The organism is Bradyrhizobium sp. BR13661 (genome assembly GCF_029892425.1).
Taxonomy (GTDB): Bacteria; Pseudomonadota; Alphaproteobacteria; order Rhizobiales; family Xanthobacteraceae; genus Bradyrhizobium.
Genome location: NZ_JARXWB010000029.1, coordinates 84,676 through 105,516 on the forward strand (window position 1 = coordinate 84,676; position 20,841 = coordinate 105,516).

At 62.3% G+C, this 20,841-nt stretch carries 18 protein-coding genes and 1 tRNA gene; 10 read left to right on the plus strand and 9 right to left on the minus strand.

Annotation, left to right across the window (positions count from 1 at the left end; all coding sequences use genetic code 11):
* Positions 1-165 precede the first annotated feature (165 nt).
* Entirely contained in the window at positions 166-1,317 is a 1,152-nt protein-coding gene (locus tag M2427_RS33460) for an ROK family protein (protein ID WP_280711081.1), read from the plus strand.
* Between the two features lie 413 nt (positions 1,318-1,730).
* On the opposite strand, the gene M2427_RS33465 is transcribed toward M2427_RS33460, so the two are convergent.
* Positions 1,731-2,594, minus strand: a complete 864-nt coding sequence (locus M2427_RS33465; protein WP_280711083.1) for an alpha/beta hydrolase — start codon at positions 2,592-2,594, stop codon at positions 1,731-1,733.
* Positions 2,595-2,804: 210 nt separating this feature from the next.
* Between M2427_RS33465 and M2427_RS33470 the strand changes: the two genes are divergently transcribed.
* The 6 genes from M2427_RS33470 to M2427_RS33495 all read left to right on the plus strand — a co-directional run bounded on the left by M2427_RS33470 (position 2,805) and on the right by M2427_RS33495 (position 9,836).
* Positions 2,805-2,894 (plus strand) — tRNA-Ser (locus tag M2427_RS33470).
* A 565-nt stretch (positions 2,895-3,459) separates the two neighbouring features.
* Positions 3,460-5,247 carry an ATP-binding protein gene (locus tag M2427_RS33475; protein WP_280711084.1) on the plus strand — a complete coding sequence of 596 codons (1,788 nt, stop codon included), beginning with the start codon at positions 3,460-3,462 and terminating at the stop codon, positions 5,245-5,247.
* A 111-nt stretch (positions 5,248-5,358) separates the two neighbouring features.
* Positions 5,359-6,498: an FAD-dependent oxidoreductase gene (locus M2427_RS33480; protein ID WP_280711085.1), complete on the plus strand. Its 1,140-nt coding sequence runs from the start codon at positions 5,359-5,361 to the stop codon at positions 6,496-6,498.
* 239 nt (positions 6,499-6,737) lie between these two features.
* Positions 6,738-7,781, plus strand: coding sequence for a hypothetical protein (locus M2427_RS33485; RefSeq protein WP_280711086.1), 1,044 nt, complete (start codon positions 6,738-6,740; stop codon positions 7,779-7,781).
* A 193-nt stretch (positions 7,782-7,974) separates the two neighbouring features.
* On the plus strand, positions 7,975-9,243 hold the full coding sequence (locus M2427_RS33490; protein ID WP_280711087.1) for a DUF2157 domain-containing protein: 1,269 nt from the start codon (positions 7,975-7,977) through the stop codon (positions 9,241-9,243).
* Entirely contained in the window at positions 9,240-9,836 is a 597-nt protein-coding gene (locus M2427_RS33495; RefSeq protein ID WP_280711088.1) for a GDYXXLXY domain-containing protein, read from the plus strand. Before M2427_RS33490 ends, M2427_RS33495 begins: the two co-directional genes overlap by 4 nt.
* A gap of 124 nt (positions 9,837-9,960) precedes the next feature.
* On the opposite strand, the gene M2427_RS33500 is transcribed toward M2427_RS33495, so the two are convergent.
* Complete coding sequence (locus M2427_RS33500) at positions 9,961-11,376, minus strand: PLP-dependent aminotransferase family protein (protein WP_280711089.1); 1,416 nt, start codon at positions 11,374-11,376, stop codon at positions 9,961-9,963.
* Between the two features lie 109 nt (positions 11,377-11,485).
* Between M2427_RS33500 and M2427_RS33505 the strand changes: the two genes are divergently transcribed.
* On the plus strand, positions 11,486-12,358 hold the full coding sequence (locus M2427_RS33505; RefSeq protein WP_280711099.1) for a DMT family transporter: 873 nt from the start codon (positions 11,486-11,488) through the stop codon (positions 12,356-12,358).
* Between the two features lie 67 nt (positions 12,359-12,425).
* On the opposite strand, the gene M2427_RS33510 is transcribed toward M2427_RS33505, so the two are convergent.
* From M2427_RS33510 to M2427_RS33520, 3 genes are all read right to left on the minus strand, one after another.
* Positions 12,426-13,640, minus strand: coding sequence for an EAL domain-containing response regulator (locus M2427_RS33510; RefSeq protein WP_280711090.1), 1,215 nt, complete (start codon positions 13,638-13,640; stop codon positions 12,426-12,428).
* Between the two features lie 284 nt (positions 13,641-13,924).
* Entirely contained in the window at positions 13,925-14,335 is a 411-nt protein-coding gene (locus M2427_RS33515) for a hypothetical protein (RefSeq protein WP_280711100.1), read from the minus strand.
* Positions 14,336-14,729: 394 nt separating this feature from the next.
* Positions 14,730-15,893 carry a hypothetical protein gene (locus tag M2427_RS33520; protein ID WP_280711091.1) on the minus strand — a complete coding sequence of 388 codons (1,164 nt, stop codon included), beginning with the start codon at positions 15,891-15,893 and terminating at the stop codon, positions 14,730-14,732.
* A 339-nt stretch (positions 15,894-16,232) separates the two neighbouring features.
* Between M2427_RS33520 and M2427_RS33525 the strand changes: the two genes are divergently transcribed.
* Positions 16,233-16,853, plus strand: a complete 621-nt coding sequence (locus tag M2427_RS33525) for a helix-turn-helix transcriptional regulator (protein WP_280711092.1) — start codon at positions 16,233-16,235, stop codon at positions 16,851-16,853.
* Between the two features lie 54 nt (positions 16,854-16,907).
* Here M2427_RS33525 and M2427_RS33530 read toward each other — a convergent pair whose 3' ends face one another.
* From M2427_RS33530 to M2427_RS33545, 4 genes are all read right to left on the minus strand, one after another.
* Positions 16,908-17,156 carry a hypothetical protein gene (locus tag M2427_RS33530; protein ID WP_280711093.1) on the minus strand — a complete coding sequence of 83 codons (249 nt, stop codon included), beginning with the start codon at positions 17,154-17,156 and terminating at the stop codon, positions 16,908-16,910.
* Between the two features lie 97 nt (positions 17,157-17,253).
* Positions 17,254-17,631, minus strand: a complete 378-nt coding sequence (locus M2427_RS33535) for an Hpt domain-containing protein (RefSeq protein WP_280711094.1) — start codon at positions 17,629-17,631, stop codon at positions 17,254-17,256.
* Between the two features lie 154 nt (positions 17,632-17,785).
* On the minus strand, positions 17,786-18,490 hold the full coding sequence (locus tag M2427_RS33540) for a Crp/Fnr family transcriptional regulator (RefSeq protein ID WP_280711095.1): 705 nt from the start codon (positions 18,488-18,490) through the stop codon (positions 17,786-17,788).
* 191 nt (positions 18,491-18,681) lie between these two features.
* Positions 18,682-19,392, minus strand: a complete 711-nt coding sequence (locus M2427_RS33545) for a Crp/Fnr family transcriptional regulator (RefSeq protein WP_280711096.1) — start codon at positions 19,390-19,392, stop codon at positions 18,682-18,684.
* A 470-nt stretch (positions 19,393-19,862) separates the two neighbouring features.
* On the opposite strand from M2427_RS33545, the gene M2427_RS33550 reads away from it, so the two are divergent.
* Positions 19,863-20,312 carry a response regulator gene (locus tag M2427_RS33550; protein ID WP_280711101.1) on the plus strand — a complete coding sequence of 150 codons (450 nt, stop codon included), beginning with the start codon at positions 19,863-19,865 and terminating at the stop codon, positions 20,310-20,312.
* Positions 20,313-20,841 lie beyond the last annotated feature (529 nt).

Sequence of the window (20,841 nt, forward strand, 5' to 3'; positions counted from 1 at the left end):
ACTTATAGCCGCCGAGGCTCAGGAGTCAAGGAAAACCGGCAAAAACAGCCCGGATTTGAAGGATTTGGGCCGTGTCCGGCGCTCGCGGAATCTCGGCCCTGCGCTGCAACCAACGGGTTCCCGCGCAGTTAGTCCTCCCGAATTGGCACTCGGGCAAGGGCTCTCATGGCAACGGACGAACTGGTCAAGACGACGGGCATCGCCCATCACGGCGCCGAGCGGCTGCCGTCGGTGGATGTCGACAGCTTCAACATCGAGATGAAGGACGACGACGGCTTTCTCGGCGACCGTGCCAGCAAGGGCGCGTTCCGCGAGATCCTCGACCGCTGGCGCAAGCCGCTGCGCAAAACGGGGGAGGATCCGTTCGGCAAGGAGCCGTCGGAAAGCATCAGCAAGAAAACGCTGGATTCGATCCTGATCAGCGACGACGTCGAAGCTTCCGCCGTGGTGCACAGCGCCATCGAGGAATTCGCCCAGGAACTCGCCTACGTCACGCGTCGGTTTCTGAAGACCAAGGCCTGGGCCAGGACCGAGCGCATCGTGGTCGGCGGCGGCTTTCGCGATTCCAGGCTCGGCGAACTCGCGATCGCGCGCACCGAGATCATCCTGAAAGCCGAGGACTTCAAGATCGACATGGTGCCGATCCGGCATCACCCCGACGAGGCGGGCCTGATCGGCGCGCTGCATCTGGCGCCGTCATGGATCTTCGAGGCCTATGACAGCATTCTCGCCGTTGATATCGGCGGCACCAACATCCGCTGCGGCCTGGTGGAGACGGGCTGGAAGAAGGCGAAAGACCTGTCGAAAGCCAAGGTGGCGAAGTCCGAGCTGTGGCGTCATGCCGACGACGAGCCGACACGCGAAGGCGCGGTGAAACGTCTGACCAAGATGCTGAAGGGGCTGATCAGCGAAGCCGAAGCCGAAGGCTTCAAGCTCGCGCCCTTCATCGGCATCGCCTGTCCCGGCGTGATCAACGCGGACGGGTCGATCGAGAAGGGTGCGCAGAACCTGCCGGGCAATTGGGAGAGCAGCAAGTTCAACCTGCCGGCGAGCTTGATCGAGGGCATCCCCGTCATCGGCGAGCACGACACCGCGATCCTGATGCACAATGACGGCGTGGTTCAGGGCCTCTCCGAGGTGCCGTTCATGCAGGACGTCGAGCGCTGGGGCGTGCTCACCATCGGCACCGGCCTCGGCAACGCGCGCTTCACGAACAGGCGCAAGGAAGGGGCCAACGGCAAGGACCGGGATTCTGCGGATGGAAAGAAGAAGGCCAAAGAAAACAACAAGGACAATGGTAAAGGCGACAAGGAGTAACCTTGACTGGTTAGGTTAAGGGCCGGATTGCGTTGCGGGACGCTGCCTGCACGCTACGGTCGAGACGTCGTCTCACGCAGGCCTGCGAAGCCGCCCTTCCTGGCCCGCATTTCGATGAGCGGCACGGGACCGCCAGTGTTTACCGCGTCTGGCGGTCCCACCCTTTTTTCAAAACACCCTGTAACGAGACTCGACACGTACCCCGACGAAGGTGCGTTCCCTCCCCCCTTGCGGGGGAGGGTTAGGGAGAGGGGTGGCCCAGGAAAAGGTGTCGGTGGTTGATAGCGCGGCGGCACGCGCGCGACGGAAAGAATCCCCGTGTGGTACCCCCCTCCCTGACCTCGAGAGCGAGCTTCGCTCGCCTCGGACCCCCGCAAGGGGGGAGGGAACGGAGAGAGTGCGGCTCCCGCCATTCACCCCCATCCAACCCGCCGAAAAAACCCCGCGATCTCCTCCGCCGCGCGATCCGGATCCTCCCGATGCGGGAAGTGCCCGACGCCTGGAAACATCGCCAGATCGAGATCGCGAAACGTCTCCCCCAGCCTGTCAGTCCATTCATAGGGAAACAGCGGATCGTGCTCGGCCCAGCGCACGCAGGTCGGCACGTCGATCGGCGGCAGCAGCGACACTTCGCCCTTCATCATCGCGACGCGCCCTTCATGCGAGCCCCGATAATGCGCAAAGCCGCCGGCGAGGTTGCCGTCCCTGAAATAGGTGTCACTGATGAGATCGAGCACATCGTCGAAGGCGTCCTTGCGATGCGCCCAGCCCTTCAGGAAGTGGCTGATATAGAGCCGGCAGCTCTCGCGGCTCGCGCCGACCAGCCGCGGCGCCATCTCCATCTGGTGAAACGACTGATACCAGATGTGATTGAGCCGCTCAGGCGCCGCCATCCGCGGCCCGATGCCGGGATAGACGAAATCGAACAAGAACAGCCCGGCGAGCCGCTCGGGCGCCAGCCGGCCGAGCTGCTGCATCACGGCGCCGCCGACGTCATGGCCGACCACGCCGAATCGGCTGATGCCGAGCGCGTCCATCAGGGCCAGCATATCGGCCGCATGGCCATCAGGCCCGTAAGGTCCCTCAGGCTTGTCGCTGTCGCCAAAGCCGCGCAAATCGGGCGTAACAAGCGCGAATCGGTCCGAAAGCCGCGAGATCACCGGCTCCCAGGTCAGCCAGATCTCCGGCCAACCATGCAGCAAAAGCAGCGGTTGTCCGTGTCCGGCGCGGACGACGTGGAATTTGGCGCCATTGGCCGAGATTGTCAGGTGCTCCATGGCAGTTCCTTGCTGAGAAGGGTTTTCAAGCGAAGTGGCGACCGGTTCGCGCCAGGAAAACGGGCCATGGAAACCCCGTCAAACGAGAATGTGGCTGGTGCGGGGCTGAAACAGGCAGCGGATTTTCCCCTTTCGCGCCTTGTCTGGCCCGCCATCCTCGCTTATGAACGCCCCCAACCACAGGGGCCCTGCCTCTATATGGCGCCTTCAGGAGAGGTGGCAGAGTGGTTGAATGCACCGCACTCGAAATGCGGCATAGGTGCAAGCCTATCGGGGGTTCGAATCCCTCCCTCTCCGCCATTTTGCCTTGAGCCATTGATACCTACGGCCTCACGGCCGGTGTCTCCACCTTCATCCCCGCGCGCGTGACATAAGATAGGGCTCGACCAATTCCGCCTCACTGGTGCGTCTTCCTGGACGACTAAGGTTTCACCGTCTCCGACGCGCTCCAAAAGAAGATGATCAGCAACATCAAGATCGCCGATCTAACGCTCGGTGAGTTGGCGAAGCTTTCGTCGCCGACCGAAGAGTCTGCAACGAAGACCGAGACACCTCCGAAGGGAGGCATTACCCCATTTCGCAGGCGGATCTAATTTTCAAGATTTGTGCTGATAGCAGACTTCGCTAGTCAGCCGCGTTGGATGGGCTTGCGTCAGTCAAACTTCGTGCCTAGGCTGTGAATGCTTACGGTGCAATTGGTGAGTCCCAGGCCCTTGCCTCACACAAACCAATTGCTTCGGGGGCAACTTTCCGCGGATTCTGTCCCCTGAAAGGTCAATGGTCATTTTCTTTGGCGCAAATCTAGCGCCTTAGCTCGCCTGACTTTTGGGCCGGGATCCTCATTCTTCAATGTAATGAGGTCTCCATGTCAAATAGCTTCCAACCTACCGGTGTAAATTCAAGCGGCCTGACGGCCCTGATCCAGAATCTTGGACGGGACTGCACACCTACCCAGTTCATTCGAGAGTTCGTCAAAAACGGATTCGAGGCCTGCCAACGGGTCGGTGGGGGCAGGGTTGAGGTCGATTTCAACGATGCGATCTATGCGTCAACCGGCCATTACAAAATAACCTTCACCGACAGTGGAGATGGGATGACTTCTGACCAGATGGTCAGTCTCCTCAATAATCTCTCGGCAACTGGTGCAACAAACCATCACAAAAACTATGGCGTTGGTGCAAAGATCAGTGCGCTGACACGTAATCACGAAGGGATTCTGTATGAGTCCTGGCGCGACAGCGTCGGACACACCGCGGCAATCCGCTTTAATGAGGATGAAGACGTTTATGGTCTTCAAGGGGTTGTGCATTCCAGTGGCAAAACTGAATACGCTCCCAAGATTTCCAACGCAAAACGCCCGAAAATCGTAAGTGAACACGGCACGCGGGTGACCCTACTGGGTATGCTGCCTGATCAAGACACGATGCTACCCCCTGAGGGCATCGGCGGCATCCGCGAATCTTGGATCATTCGCTACCTTAACACCCGATTTTTTAGGATTCCTGAAGGCGTCGAGCTTTTTGGTCGGATTGGATATTACCGCGATATTGCGAACACCAAGCATAACTATCTCCTTCAGGTGATAGGCCAAAAGGCAGTTCTGGACAGCTGGGCAGAGAGCTCCGGCGAACTTGCAGTCACGGGAGCTAAGATCTATTGGTGGATCATGCCGCAAGGCGCGGATGGGCATGGAAGAGAGCTGGTTAAAGGCCACTCTGCTCTGCTGCACGAAGACGAGATCTTCGACATTAGCGACGCCCGCTCAAATCGACTGGCCTACTTCGGCGTCATTTTCGGCCGTGATCGCGTTGTCATCTATGTTGAACCTTCCAACGCAGAACAGAACACGTCTAGGACGGGTTTGGTGCGCCCGGATGGCTCTCCGTTAAAGTGGGACGTCTGGCAAGACGAATTCCGGCAGAATATGCCGCCAGTATTGCGAGAGTTCCTAGACAAACTGATCAATGAGAATTCAAAGGATTCCCATTCGGATACCATCCGCGAGCGATTGAAGTCCTTGAGAGAATTGTTTCGCATAAGTCGATATCGTCGTTCTCCGACCGGCGCACTTTTGGCAAATCCCGACAGCGAAATGCCACTCGGCACGGGTCATACGAAAAGCGGAGGGCAAGGCTTGTCTTCCGAAAAGGCAGGCAAGGGAGCGCGACCAGGTGGGCTGGCGACGTCACTCCTGAGCGAATTAGTAGAAGACGACAGCGGCGTGACCGTCGATGCAGTTTCCCCTGATCCGTTCCCACAGTGTAAGTGGTCGGAAGAAACCGAGTCGCTCCGAGATCGGGCGGCGGAATTTCTTCCGTCAGACAACCTGATCGTGGCAAATAAGAACTTCCAGGGATTGCGCGATCTGATCACGCATTTTTCGAAGCACCACCAAGACATGCCGGAACTGCTGAAAGTGATCGAAGATGTGGTGAAGGAGGCGTTCGAACAAGTATTGATCGAGTGCGTCGCGGGAGCTCTGTCTCTCCGTCACCGCCAGCACTGGAATGTGGATGATTTTGAGCGAGCGGTGTCGCGAGAGGCGCTGACGACGGTTGTAATGCAGCGCTACTGGATGTGCAGCCAGATCCGACGCACTCTCGGGAGTAAGATCAAAGGCTTCAATGAGCTAATGAACCAGGAAGCGGCTTAGATTCATCGTTCGCATTTGGAGGGCCGCCGGAGGCGGCCCTCCCGCAGACCTTGCAAACCCGCGAAATCCTCCCGATGATCGGCGCGTCGTAGCATCGCTCGCGAGGCCTTCATGCGAAAATGCGAAGTCGCCGTGCTGGGTCTGGGGCTCATGGGCGGAGCAGCGCTGGGCGCATTGCTGGATGCGGGCGTCGATGCGCTCGGCTTCGACCCTGTCGCAGCAGGTTCGGATCGCGGCTCGTCACATGGCTCATGTCGCATTTTCCGTCGCTTCAATTTCGAAAACCCCAACTACACCAGCCTGAGCGACGAGGCTCATGCCGGCTGGATCCGGCTGCAGACCGAAAGCCGTCAAACGGTTCTGACGGAAACCCCCGTTTTGGAGGCCGGCCGCCCCGGCTCCGCCATGGTGGCGTCCTCGCGCGCGGCCGCGATCGCGAAAGGGCGCCCGGATCCGAAGATGACCGCGGCCGAAGCGAACAAGGAATTTCCGGCTTTCAACCTGCCCGACGACTGGGACGTCGTCGTGCAGGACGGTGGCGCGATCCTGCACACCGAAATCGTCATGAGACTGATGCGCGAACGCGCCGGCGCGCGCGTGATTGCCGAACGCGCGAGCTTTACGCCGCGCCGGGACGGCGTGTCGATCCGCACGGCGAGCGAAGAGTTCTTCGCCGAGCGCGCGATTCTGGCGCTGGGCCCATGGCTTGGTCGCGCACTCCCGCAACTCGGCGCGCTGCTGAACGTCACCCGGCAGGCGGTCGGCTGGTTCAAGCCTGTCAGCCCCAACACCGTGGTTTCAGGTCGTTTCCCGATCTTCATTCTGGACCGAGGTCCTGATAACACGGTCTACGGCTTTCCGGACTTCGAACAGCGCGGCGTCAAAGCTGCACCTCACAACCACGGCCCCGTGGTCGGCCCCGACGACTGGGGTCCGCCCGCCACCGATGCCGAACTCCGCACCGTGAGCGAAGCGTTGGCCGCCCTCGTCCCGGGCGCGGCCGGGCCGATCATCGATCGCGACGTCTGCCTCTACACCAACACCGCGCCCGCCGACATCAGGCCCGATGCGGGCGAGGAATTCATCATCGATCGCTGGCCGGAGTCCCGCCTGATCGTCTGCTCCGCCTGTTCAGGCCATGGTGCGAAGTTCGCGCCCGCCATCGGGCAAAGGCTTGCTCGCCTCGCCACCGATCCGTCCTACCAGGCAGAACCCTTCTTTCAGCTGTCCCGCTATTCTCAATTCGCCTGAGCGGATACGAGACCAAGATCAATTCCCATCTCCGCCGCCCCCAAGCGGATTGATCACCCTCGCCTCCAGCCCCTCGACATCGCGATCATTGCACGTCGCCAGCGTCAGATCGATCTACCTTGGGTGGAAGCCGCCGCCAAGAAGCCGCAATGGCGCATTGTTATGTCTCGCGCTGCAAGTCGGTTTGTAAATTCATTCAGCCCCACCTCTCGCGGGGGTAAACTGGAAGGAATTGGATCATGAGCTCCGACGTGGACGGCGACGATTTAACTGCTGGACAAACCAATAAAGCGCAGAGCGGTACCGAGTTAGTTGTCGATCAAGTCGAACTCGGCAACGCCAACGATTACATTCTGCAGGTCAAGCACGAAGCTGTTTCCCCACGTGTTGGAGCCATCCGCGGAATTGCCGGCCTCTTTGGGGTGTCCGGTCACGGCGGCGATACGGGTGTGTTCGGCGAGGGCTCGATCGGCGTTCAAGGACAGGGAGAAAAAATTGGCGTTCAGGGTACGAGTGGATTGATTGCTCTGGATGGATCTGGCGGGCAGCTTGGCGTTCGATCCAGAGGGAGCCAGGTAGGAACCTTGGCCATAGCCGATATTCCCGGAGGTGTTGGCTTACTTGCTGTCGGTGATACCGGAGTTGTGGGGGCCACGTCGGGTAAAGTAGGGACCGGCGTTTCTGGTTCTGGATTCATTGGCGTTCGCGCCACCTCTGCGGCTGGCTTTGGAATAGTAGCCCAAGGGCCCGCGAGCGGGTTTTTTTCGGCAGCGGGATACTTCATTGGACAAGTGGTCGTTGTTGGAGACCAGATTGTTTCGGGAGCCAAAAGTGCTGCCGTGCCCCACGCTGATGGTTTTCATCGCCTCTTATACGCAGTGGAGTCGCCAGAAAGCTGGTTCGAAGATTTCGGCGAAGGCTCTCTCGTTGACGGCGCAGCGGAGATAACTTTGGACCCCGAATTCGCTGCTCTCATAAAATCCAGGAACTACCATGTTTTTCTGACGCCTAACGGCGACTCGCGGGGCCTCTACGTCAAGAGAAAGACAGACAAGCTATTTGAGGTACGCGAACAGCAAGGAGGGAAAAGCAAGCTGAAGTTCTCATACCGCATCGTTGCGAAGCGTAAGGACATCAAGGGGGAACGGCTCAAGAAAATTAGGCTTCCAGGCTCGGTCCCCGGCGGTCCAGAAATGCCGAAACTGCCGGATACGAAAAAGATTCTGAACAAGTTTTCGAAGCGTTCAGACAAGTCGGCAAAGTTGAGCGTCCGACGCTCTTAACCGCTTTCGAGAGCAAATTGCCCGTTACGATGTTGGGTATTTTTGCTTCCTGATGGGCACAATGTTTCCACTGGGCCGCTCGCGATATTGTGCCCACTCCTCCATCAGCTCGCGTAGCGGTGATAAGTTGAACCTGTCGCCGCCGCGGTCCGACCAATACCTCGCATCCGACAGCGAGCCTTGATCCACGACCATGTTCGACAAGACCTACCGCCAGCGCCTCGAGGCTGACCTTGCGCAATGGGAAGCCGATGGCGTGATCGCGCCGGCGGCGGCCGGCGCGATCCGCAATGCGCTGCCGCCGCTCTCGCCTGGCATCAACATATCAGTGGTCGTCGGCATCGTCGGCGGCCTGTTGATTGCGGCGGCTTTCCTGGCCTTTGTCGCCGCGCACTGGATGGAGATCGCGCGCCTGGCGCGGTTTGCGATCCTGCTGGCCGGCATGGTCGTCGCCGGCGGTCTCGGGGCGTGGTTCGCGACAACGCGCCGCCTTGTGCTGGCCGATCTCTGCGCCGGCATCGGCGCCCTCATCTTTGGCTCAGGGATAGCGCTGGTCGGGCAGATGTATCATCTCGGCGACGATTTTGCCGGCGGCATGCTGCTGTGGGCGATCGGCGCATTCGCTGCCGCGGCTCTGACCAGCTCGCGCGGCGCGCTCGCGGTCGGCCTTGCCGCCGCCTGCATCTGGTCCTGCACGCGCGTCTATGATGCGCCTGACAACCTTCATCTTCCGTTCGTGGCGGTCTGGCTGATCGCCGCTCTGCTTGCGTTCGTCTGGAATTCCCGCGTCGCCGCCCACCTCGTTGCCGTCGCGGTGCTGCCATGGTGGGTCGCGACGTCGGTTCGCTTCGACATCGCGGGGGCCCAGCCGTCCTTCGTGCTCGCCAACGGCGCGGCGCTGCTGTTCGGCGCCGGGCTTGCGATCGCGGCTAGTCCATCGCCGCGCGCGCGCCTGCTTGGCGGCGTGCTGTCGATCTATGGCGCGCTGTCGCTGGCCATGGTCGCGTTCCTGGAGGTGATCACGGTCGACGATCTCATTCGTCTGCGCACCGCCGTGCCGGCGCAGCCGCTGTGGGCGATCCTGTGCGGGATTGCCGGTGTCCTCCTCGCGCTTGCGTCTGCCGGCATCACCAAACGTCCAGGCGAAATCCTGGCGGCCTGCGCGATCGGCCTCGTGCTGGTCGCGGCGCCGATCTGGCCGGCCTCCGCGGCCGACGAATCCTGGTTCGCCTATGCCGCGCTGCTCTGCGCCATGCTTTGCCTCGTCGTCTCGGGCGTGCTCGATGACGTGCGCCCGCGCATCGTCGCCGGCTGGCTCGGCATCGCCGGCGTCATCGGCGGCATCACCTGGGCGGTGAAAGGCTCGCTGCTGCGGCGTTCGGCCTTCCTTGCGGCCGCAGGAATCATTGCCGTCGTGTTTGCATCCGCGCTTAATCGCATGCTGCCGAGGGCTGAGCGATGATCGAGACTCTCACAACATTCTGGCAGCGCATCCCGAAGGCCGTGCTGTTTGGCGCCGCCATCCTGGTGCAATGCGCATTGCTGGTCCTGATGGTTGCCGATCGCGTGCAGATCCTGCGCGAAGGCCGCGAGGTGACCTTGCAGACACGGCCGGTCGATCCGCGCGATCTCCTGCGCGGCGACTATGTCGTGCTCGGCTACGACATCACGCAGCTGCCGGCGGGTGCGCTCGCCGGTCAGCCCTCCGCCGAGCGCAATCCGGTCGTGTTCGTTAAGCTCGCGCCCAAGGCTGACGGCGTCTACGAGGCCGTCTCGGTGCATGCCGCACCCGTCGCGGTCACCGGGCTAGAGGTCCTGATCCGCGGCCGCGTGACCTATTCCTGTGGTGCAAACGACCGCATTTTCTGCGACAGGCTGACGATCAGATACGGTCTGGAAAGCTATTTCGTGCCGGAAGGCGAGGGGAGAAAACTCGAGCAGCTTCGCAACGAGCGGAAACTCCGCGTCGTCGCCGCCGTGCTCCCCTCCGGCCGCGCCGCGATCAAGCGGCTGCTGCTCGACGGCGAGCCCGTGTACGAGGAGCCGTTGTACTAGAGCGTAATGGGATGAGATTCGACTAGGCCTCCGACTGAGGTGCGTTCCCTCCCCCACAAGGGGGGAGGGAACGGAGAGAGCGCTGCCATCGGCCGAACTCAATTCAACCTAACCCCATCATGCTCTAGCGCTGAGTCTTCAATGCCCGCCGCAGCACGTCCCACATCCCAGGGTCATTCATGTGTGCCACGTTGAAGCGCAGGAAGCTTTGTGCGGTCTGCGCCACGCTGAACACGTTGCCGGGTGCGAGCACCACATCCTCGTCGAGCGCGGCGCGGGCGACAGCGGTGGCATCCTGTCCATCGGCGAGGCGGCACCACAGGAAGAAGCCGCCACGCGGCATCAGCCAGGGCTCGATGCCGAGCGCCCCGAGCTTTCGCGCGACATCGCGGCGCGTCCGCGTGAGCTTTTGCCGGAGTTCGTCCATATGCTTGCGATAGCTGCCGCCGGCCAAAACCTTTGCGACGATCTCGGTCGCGACCGGGCTCGGGCCGCCAAAGCTGGTTGCGACCTGGAGGTCGACGAGATGCTCGACCCAGTCGGCGCGGCCGGCGATGTAGCCGCAGCGCACCGAGGCGGAAAGCGTCTTGGAGAAGCTGCCGATGCGGATCACGCGGTTCAATCCGTCGAGCGCGGCAAGGCGCGGCGATCGCTCCGGCTCGAAGTCGCCAAAAATGTCGTCCTCGATGATGGTGAGGTCGTGCGCCGCAGCCAAGGTCAGCAGCCGGTGCGCGGTCTGTAGCGAGAGCGTCGCGCCGGTCGGATTGTGCAGCGCTGAATTGGTGATGTAGAGCCGGGGCCGCTCGCCGGCGAGCACCTGCTCGAAGCGCGCGATGTCGGGGCCCGACGGTGTGTAGGGCACGCTGACGATTTTCACCTGATGCGCGCGCAGCAGCGCACGGAAATTGAAGTAGCAGGGATCGTCGACCAGCACGGTGTCGCCGGGACGAAGCAGGAAGCGGCAAATCAGGTCGGTTGCCTGCGTCCCCGAACCCGTCAGCATCAGCTGATTGATCGTGGCCTCGATCTCGTCTTCCGCAAGGCGCGCGAGCAGCAGCCGGCGCAGCGCGAGGGAGCCCGAGGTCGAACCGTAATTCGTCAGCACGCTGGCATCAGCGCGGGCAAGCGCGCGGGTGGCGCGCCGCAGTGCCGCTTCAGGCATCCACGCCGGCGGCAGCCAGCCGCAGCCGGGTTTGGACACGGCATCGTCGGCATCGAGCGATTGCCTGGAGACCCAGAACGGATCGACCGCCCGATCGCGGCGTGGCTCGACCTCGGTCAACGCAAGCGGCGGCGCTGCGGTTGGCGAGACGTAGAAGCCCGAGCCGCGGCGGGCGCGGATCAGCCCTTCAGCGGCGAGGCGATCATAGGCGTCGACCACCGTGGAGGGCGAAACTCCCATCGTGGTGGCAAGGCTGCGGATCGATGGCAGCCGGTCGCCGGCGCTGAGCGTGCGCGCGGCGAGCTTGGCGCGGACCGCGCTCATCACGTCGATGGTCCGCGTCGCGCCGCGACCCCTCGTCTGCGCTTCGATGGCCAAGGTGTATTGCCTTCCGAACCCATACAGTTTGTCCGGATTGTACTGGATTGTGACTGGTCTTGCTACAGCAGAGCGCCGAGGATCGCGCCTCAAGAAAAGTGGGATGGCCATGCAATCTGCGAGCAGCGGCTGGGGCAACGGGCTTCTCGGCGTCATCATCTTCAGCGGCTCGTTGCCGGCGACGCGCGTCGCGGTCGGCGGCTTCTCGGCGCTATTCCTGACCTCGGCACGCGCGATCATCGCGGCGCTGATCGGCGCGGCCGTGCTCAGCCTGCTGCGTCAGGCGTGGCCGGAGCGGAAGGATCTCATCTCGCTCACCATCGTCTCGCTCGGCGTCGTGATCGGCTTCCCGCTGCTGACGGCACTGGCGCTCCAGCACATCAGCTCGGCGCACTCGATCGTCTTCATCGGCCTGTTGCCGCTATCGACCGCGATCTTCGCCGTGCTGCGCGGCGGCGAGCGGCCGCAAGCGCTGTTCTGGCTGTTTGCCGTTCTCGGCAGCGCCACCGTTGTGGCCTTCGCGCTGTCGAATGACGGCACAGCGTCGGTCACCGGCGATCTGCTGATGGTGGCCGCGATCGTGCTGTGCGGGCTCGGCTATGCCGAGGGGGCTGCACTGTCGCGCCGGCTCGGCGGCTGGCAGGTGATCTCCTGGGCGCTGCTGCTGGCGCTGCCGCTGATGCTGCCTGTGATGATCTGGACCTGGCCGTCGGCCTGGAGCGGCGTCAGTCTGCCGGCCTGGATAGGACTCGCTTATGTCTCAATCTTCAGCATGTTCGTCGGCTTCATCTTCTGGTATCGCGGCCTTGCGATCGGCGGCATCGCGCGCATCGGTCAGTTGCAGCAACTGCAGCCGTTCTTCGGCCTTGCGCTCGCCGGCTTCCTTCTGCACGAGCCGGTCGCCTGGAGCATGATCGCCGCGACCGCTGTGGTCGTCGCCTGCGTGTTCTTCGCGCGATCCGTCGATCGCGCAAGTCATTGATCTTGCGTCTCATTTCTACTGTGCATGGGGTTGTTTTCGCGCTCGATTTGCGTGAGGGGTTGGATCCTCATGGCTGTCCCATCACCGTTCGCGTCAGCGCGCTTCTGGCAAACTTCTTCAACGGCATCGGCTTGCCGAACAGATAGCCCTGGACGAGGTCGAAGCCGAGCTCGCTCGCGGCCAACAGATCGGCGCGGCTCTCGACGCCTTCCGCGACGGCGCGGGCGCCGTAGCCTTGCGCGAGCTCGACGATGTGACGGCACACCGTGCGCTTCAGGCGATCACTGCCACAGCCGGTGACGAATTGCCGGTCGGCCTTCAGCTTGATGAAGGGGATCCTGTCGAGCCCCATCAGCTCGGGCCAATTGGCACCGAGATTGTCGATCGACAGCCCAATATTGTGGAAGCTCATTTCGCGCGCGATCTCGGCCAGGAAATCGAGCTCGTGGATCGCCTCATTGCTGGCGATCTCGATCGTCAGCCCACCGAAGGCCGGATGGACAGGCATCCGGCGGCAGAGATCGCGCACGGCCTGCGGCTCCTTCAGATAGGGCGCGGGCAGGTTGATCGACAGATCGACCGCGCTCTGCCGCTCCAGCAGATAATGCCAGTCCTGCAAGGCGCGCTCGATCACGAACTCCGACAGGTCGCGGAAATGCGGATCGTTTGTATCAGGGATGAAATAGGCCGGCGGCACCACGCCCCAGGTCGGGTGGCGCATCCGCACCAGCGCCTCGGCGCCGCGGCGGACCAGCGAGCGCGCGTCGATTTTCGACTGGTACCAGAGCTCGAGCCAGCCCGCATGCAGGGCCTCGCCGACATGCACGGCCGGGCTCGGGGCCGGCTCGTCCGGCAGCAGCATCGCGACGCGCTCGCGCAGCGTCTCCGCCGCAAAAGGCGTCGTCAGCGGCGGCAGCATCGCGAGCCCGTATTCCTCGCCGACCTGCTGCACCGCCTTGACGATGATCGAGTCGCGCGCACCGACGGCGAGCACCTTGCCGTCGAAGCCCTCGCGCACCAGAATCTCCAGGAAATGGCCGGGCTCGATGCCGTCGGCGGCGATGCCGAGCAGGATCAGGTCGGGCAGTTCAGTCGCGAGCACGGTCTGCAGCTCGCTCGCACCGCTGCATTCGCTGGTGACGAAGCCGAGATCCTCGAGCACTTCGCTCATGAAGGCGCGCAGATGCCGCTTGCCGTCAGCCACGCATGCGCGCGGCATCATCTTCCGCCGTCCGAAGGTCCTGGGCCTCCGTCCGGCGAGCTCACCAATTCCATCGTCCATCGCAAACCACTCCCGTTCCGTGACGGTGTGTTAGCGATGGGAGAGGCTTCAAATATGGAGAGCTTCAACGCGATTGTTGAATTGTCCTGATAACCTTAAAGCCCCCATCATTCGTAAAATTGTACGGATCGCCTTCGTAAAGTCTTCACGCTCGTCCGCGACTGGCGCTGTCATACGCGCCAATCCCGCGAGGATTTGCGCCGGACCGCCTTGCAGGCGCCTGTGCGCGGTGTCCTGCAATTGGACGAAGCGTTTCGCGCTTCGCCCAATTGAATAACGGCGCCTCAATTGCTTGTGGCTTTGTCGTGTTCGGCCATGCCGACCGCCTTGTAGTCATAGGTCGGATAGAACTCGGTGCGGTACGGGCCCCACGCGGTGTCCTCGATGATGCGGTTGACCTCGCGCAGCCGCGAAGCCGGCAGCCGCAGCGTGACGACCTGGCCGATGCCCATCACCACGTACCAGCTCACGACCTCCACGCCCGCGGGCGGAAACGCCTTGCGAAAGCCCTGCTTGTCGAGCTGCGCGTTGAGCTCGCTGAGAGGACGCGACTGGTCGTGCTTGAAGAACACGGTGAGCAGCACGGCGTTGTCACCGGTCGGTGCGGCGCTGCCGGGCGGCGGTGCGGTCTGCGCCATCGTTGCCGACGTCACAAAGCACGCGCCCGCGAGCCACGCCATCACCGTCAAAGTCATTCCGATCGATCTCATCGCCCATGTCCTTCCATCGCCATGTCCTTCCAACGCCATGTCCTTCCAATGCAGCATGCTATGCATCGGAGAATAGCTGCGTTACGTCCGGTCCACGAATTCATTTCCGCGCGATGCACGCATATTCCTGCATCGCGCGTGACGGTTCTGCGACAACGCGTCGGTCAGCCGGGCAGACAAGTGTGAAGCACTTCACACGAGGATTGCTGCACCTGCGCTATTGCTCGGCGGAGCCGGTGGTGGGCTGTCAGGGATTACAGCTATGACGACGCGGCGATTGATCTATTGGTGGTTCTGGATCGTGATGTCAGGGCGATTTCTCGATCGCTTCCTGTACATGCCGAATGCGCCCGAATAGAGCGCGCAAGATTCGCAAGAATCACGTCGCCCCGATCAATTTCCGAAACGCCGCGGCGCCGTCCTGCACCGCGTCGCGGCCCTTCCAGGCCAGATAGGTCAGCTTGCCGCCCAGCGTGTCCTGACTGCGTAGCCGTCGCGAGCCGAGGATGTGACCGACATTGGCGGGGAAGCGGCTGACCTCGGCCGAGACCAGCGCCGCGATCGCGTCCATCAGTTGCTGAAGCCGGACGCCCCATTCGCAACTTTCGATGCCGTCGATGCGGACCTTGAGCGCATATTCGGTATCGTAGATTTCGGCGAGCAGGTCGCGTGCGACCAGCACGCGGTTGTGCCGGAGCGCAATCCGGAGAGCGAGGCGCTTGTCGTCGAGCCGGTCGAGGACCATGTGGACGACGCCGGCGTAAGGCGTTGCGGCGACATCGGCCGCGCTCTTGCTCGGCGCCGCCTTGGTGGCGAGGCGCACGAGTTGCCACGAGCTTTTCAGGCGCCGGGCCACGAGTGCCAGCGCAAAGGGGAGCGCCTCGGGATTGGCCTTCTTGAAGCCGTCGAGCTGCGCGGTGACCTGCGCGACCTGGCCGTCGTCGAATTTCGCGATCGTGGCGGGCAGCTTCTCGTTGAACGTCGATAGCTTATCGCCGGCGCGCAGGACCTGCTGCATCTTCTTCACGTCCTCGAAGGCGTTGCGCGAGGCCGTGTATTGCGCAAGCTTGCTGCGCGCGAGCTCGGCACTCTCCGCCGATGCCAGCGTATTTTCGAGCACCTTGAGGACCTTGACCTGGAAGGTCGTCGCGATCTTCTGCACTTCCTTCGGATTGTTGGCCGTGACCTGGTCGTTGATCGCCTTGATATAGTCACGCGCCATGGTCGGCAGCAGGTCACGGCAGATCCACTCCCAGATCGGGGTGAGCGTATTGCGCGAGATCCGTCCCGCATTGGCGTGCTCGGGCGCGCCGTCGATCAGCAGCAGTTCGAGCGGTGCGAAGAAATAGCGGGAGGGATTGGTGGCGCGCGCCTGGGTCGATCCGTCCTTGCGAAACTCGGCCCGCAGCTTGGCCTGGACGCTGGCCGAGCCCGGCATGTCGATGCCGCACAGTTCGAGCCGTTCGAGTTCGCTGAGCAGACAGCTGCGCGACAAAGGCGTCAGCTTCTGCAGGAACTCCGTCAACTCGTCGATCTCGTCCATGGCACGCAGTCTCTTGCAACGTTTCCAGCGGGCCTGTCGGTCCAATGCATGGAGGCATTTGCGCGCTCTCAATTGTCACACAGAGAAGCAAGGCGCCGTTAATATATCCGTAAGATGGGGAATCTTGAGATCGGCTGCGGCGCCTCTCGTTAAGCATGCTTTTGGAGGCCTGCCCGAGATTCAGGCGGATTCGTCAACCCTTGCGTGGTCCGGAGTGGATATGTGCAAGCACAAATTGTGCCGAAGTCGATATTTCCACATATAACTGACAAAATCACCGTAGTCTTACGGAGCGAAAAGTTAACTACAGACCCCCCCGGGTTCCGCTAAACGAGTCACATGGGGTCACAGAACGATACGGCTGCTGATTCGCGGCCGTCGGAATGGTTCGAAAGCAGCGCTTCTGCGCCTGAAGAGCTCGATTTCGCCCGTCTGAATGCCGCCCGCGCCAAGACGGCTGACGAGATGGCTGCGGCCATCGCCCGCGAGCTCAATGGCCCCCTGACTGCGCTGCTGCTCTACATGGGCGAGATCAAGCATCACAGCGACCAGCTCGCGCCCGTGACTGCGGACCGTGCCTATTTGCAGCAGGTCGTGGAGAATGCGCTGGCGCAGACCGAGCGCGTCTGCGGTCTCGTGAAGCAGCTCGCCGGGACGCAGAGGGGCGGCCTGCCCACGCCGTCCACGACCGAGGATGCCGAACAGAAGGCCGGCCGGGCATTGCCGGCGCCGCGCGAGGGCGCCTCCGAACTTTCGAGCCTGTCGGGCAAGCGGCTGACCAAGCGCGAGCGTGAAGTGCTGCGGCTGATCAGCGAGGGATTTTCGAACAAGCAGGGTGCGTTGCGGATGCAGATCAGCCCGCGCACTTTCGAGAGCCATCGGGCCGAAGCGATGCGCAAGCTCGGTGCGCGCAACACCGCCGACCTCGTCCGCGCAGCGCTGCTGCATTCAATCGATTGAGGCCTTCGTGTTGCGCCGCCTTCGCGGGCGGTGCGCTCGCGGCCAGGACGCGCTCTAGAAATAGTCTTCAGCGAAGGGGCGCACGCGCGAATTGGGCCGCAGTGCTTTCGGCTCGTCCTTCGGTGCGTTGGGGATGATGGTGATGGTCCAGCGCGGCGGAATGGTCGATTCCTGCTCCAGTACCGAGCGGACAAAACCCGTCACCGTGGACTCACCCGCCTTCACCGTAGCCATCCGGCCGTTGAACTGGGCGATGCGGAAGCGACGGACCTCTTTCTGGTCCGCAGTCTCATAGGTGAACATGGAAACCCTCCTGGTTTCCGGCGACTATCGCCACCTATGATTAGTCATCTGTGAAAATTGGAAACCGTATAAGTACGGCGGGGCCCTCGCGGGACCGTCAATCCTGCGATTCCTGCGCCTTTGCAGCAGCGAAGGCCGCATCCATCCGCTGCAGCAGATCGTCAAATTCGGCATCCCCGAGGGCGTCGGCCGTACTTTCCAGCAGCAAGGCCAGCCCCGCGAGCCTGGCATAGCCGAACGTCTTGGCCGTGCTCTTCAGCGAATGCGCCTCGCGGGCGATCCTGGCCCGGTGCTGGTTGAGCGCGAGCGTGCGAAACAGTGCGAGCCGCGCGCTGGTCTCGGTCCAGAACACCGCGCGCACTTCGCTCGCGCCATCCTCGCCGATCTCGCGCACCAGCAGGCCGAAGGCGCCAGGCTCGCGCAGCGCTGCGGTATCGGGCGCTCCCTGCGCGGGCGCGAAAGCGGCGTCGGCCATGATTGTCCCGTTCCCCGTTGCATGCCCCGGCCCTGGCGGGCGAGGCCTCCGGGAACGTCTATGCCATTCCGATTTCAGTTCTGGTCGCGAGACGTGCGGTGTTTGCAGGCCGCCGTCAGCACTTGCTTTACCATGCGGTGCCGTGCATGCGCCGTCAGGGCCCGAGCAGCCGGTCGCACTGGGCCTTAACCGTTGCGTAGCATTCGCACGCCGCCTGGCGCAGACCGTCCAGATTGAGGATCTGGATGTGTCCGCGGCTGTAGTGGATGAAATTGGCTTGCTGCAAGGTATTGGCGACCAGCGACACGCTGTTGCGCCTCGCCCCGATCATTTGCGCCATGGCCTCCTGCGTCAGCAGCAGCCTATAGTCGCCCGACAGATCATGGGTGTGCAGCAAGCAGCGGGACAGCCGCGACTCCACTGGATGCGCCGCATTGCAGCCCGCGGTCTGCTGAACCTGCGCATAGACCGCAAGCCCGTGGCGCGTCAGCAACGTCCGCAGGGTGGAGCTCTGCTCGGCCGCGATGCGCAGCCGCTCGAGGTCGATCACCGATGCGACGCCGGGAACCAGCACGACCGCGGTGTTCAGCGCGCAAGCATCGCCCATGGTGGAGAATGCCCCGAGCAGGCTGTCGCGGCCGATCATGGCGACCTGCACATGCTCGCCCTTGGCGAGTTTCACGACCAGCGAGATCACACCGCGATGTGGGAAGTAAGCGCGCCTGAGTGTCTCGCCGGCCTCGACCAACACCGCGTCATGCGGCAGATCGACCGTGCGCAGATGTGGACGGAGCAATTCATAATCGTCTGTCGACAGCGCCGACAGGAAACCGTTGGATGGCCGTACGATCGTTTCCAAAGCTGCCTCCCGTCTCGTCAATGAATAGATCTCGGCGATGAATCCATTCCTTTCAGGTGCAATGAGTTCCATCTTGTTGCCGGCAGGATAAGTTGGCAATTGCGGACTTTACGGATCGCCTCGACTTTCGCCCTTTTTTGATCTCGCCTCGCGCGCATTCGGGACGACCACCGGCGATGGTAGCGCTCACATCAGGGCCGTCGCGCCAGCAGACGCGCGTAGTGCGCCTTGACGGTCGAATGGCACTCGCATGCGGTCGCTTCCAGCGCGCGCAGGTCGGTGATCTCGATCTGGCCCCGGCTGTAGCGGATGATACCGGCGCGTTGCAGCGCATGCGCGACCAGCGAAACGGCGTTGCGCCGGACGCCCATCATCTGGGCCAAAGTCTCCTGCGTCAGTGCGAGGGTTTCCGTGTCGGAGAGCTCCCGGGCCCGTAGCAGCCAGCGCGCCAGCCGCGCCTCGACGGGATGCAGCGTGTTGCAGAGCAGGGACTGTTGCGCACGTGCGAACAGGGCTTGCTCATGCCTGATCACCAGGCTGCGGAACGGGCCGCTGGCAGCAGCCACATCTCGAAAGGCCGAAATTTCAATTGCGGATGCGGAGCCGGAAAACAGCACAATGGCGTCTGACGCCGCGATTCCGTCGGCGAGTGCCGCGCCGCCGCCGACGATGCTGTCGCGTCCGAGCATTGCCACTTCGATGGTCTGTCCTTCAGAGAGGCCCACCGTGATCGAAACGGTTCCGTCGTGCGGGAAGTACACCTGCCGCAGCGCCGACCCCGCTTCACTCAAGACAGTCTCTCTGACCAATTCAATCGTCATGAGATGAGGCCGCAACAGTTCGAAGTCTGCCGGGTCGAGCATCCGAAGCAACTGGTTGGGCGGTGGGCTGCTCGCGGTCATGCGGGATCAATCCAGCGCGTTCAATGAGACCTGTGAGCATCAATGAGACGTGAGATTTATGCGCTCGTGGTCCAGTTGTGCGAATTCAAGATCATATTGTATTGGTTGTGTTGCTGTCCATATACCCGTTGGGAGGCAGACAGCCAGCCACATTTGCGGCGGAAATAAGAAAGCGCACGCTGATTCGCGCGCGAGCCCGGCGAGCTGGTCCTGCGTCATCAACCGGGAAGGAGTGGCAAGAGGGACGCCTATGAGCCGGAACCGTTGCTCCCGCCCGTGGATTGCCGAGGCTTCGCGCGTCGCACGCGCATTGATCAACCGCTTGGCGTCATGGTGCAACACGGCGCGGATGTCCTGTTCCCTGCGCGCGCATTCCCTCACGCCGTCGTACGCATTTGCACCGATCAATATTTCGATCCAGATCACAGGAGACCGGCGTGTCCCAGGGTCCGATCCTTGAATCGCCGATACTGAAAGCTCAACCGCGGGCGTCAGACCAGCACCATATTCTCGTCATCGACGACGACGCGATGATGTGCATGGCCATCGAGGCATCGCTTCAGCGAAGCAATTTCAAGGTGACGATTGCTTCGGGCGGAGAAACCGGGCGTCGCGCACTGGAGCGACATCACTTCGACCTGATGCTGGTCGACATCTTCATGCCACACATGCGCGGCTTCGAATCGATCCGCGTGTTTCACGAGACCGCGCCGGACGTGCCGTTGATCGCGATGTCCGGCTACGTCTTCGCGGACCACGACGGTTCGGCGCCGGACTTCCTGCGCATGGCGCTCGAGCTCGGCGCCGCGCGTTGCCTGCGCAAGCCGTTCACGCCTGACACCCTGCTCGCCACCATCAACGAATGCCTGCGCGAACGCGACGCCTGCCGCAGAGGTCGCTTGGTTGTGGGCTTGCGTTAGGTGATCGTGACAGTCACGGCCCCCGCGTAAGCATTCGTTTACGCTGCGTGGGGCTTGCACGCATGCGGCGCGTCAGACGCGAGAGACCACGCGTGGACACCGCCGATTGCGCGTGATTTGATTCAATTCGCTCGAGCCGTGCAAATCCCCCGAGATCGGCGGGATTTTTTTACGCCCATCGTAGCGCCGTTATCCGTGCGTTTACCTGTCGCGCGTCCGGCCTCGCGTCTCGCAGCGGATTTGCCGAAAACCGAGGGACCCGTGTGTGCGAACGGCAAACTTCTCTTCAATATCCGTATTAGCACGGAGGATGAAATTAACGGGACCGTGAAATGGCTTGTCTAACGATTTAGGAGCGGACTTCCGCCGATCCCAAGCGCGGCGCAGGCGTCGAGGTCCAGCACAGTCAAGGCGTAGCTCATGCAAGGGGTAGCTCATGGATGATCTGTTGCGGGAGTTTCTGACGGAGACCAGCGAGAGCCTGGACACCGTCGACAATCAGTTGGTGAAGTTCGAGCAGGAGCCGAAC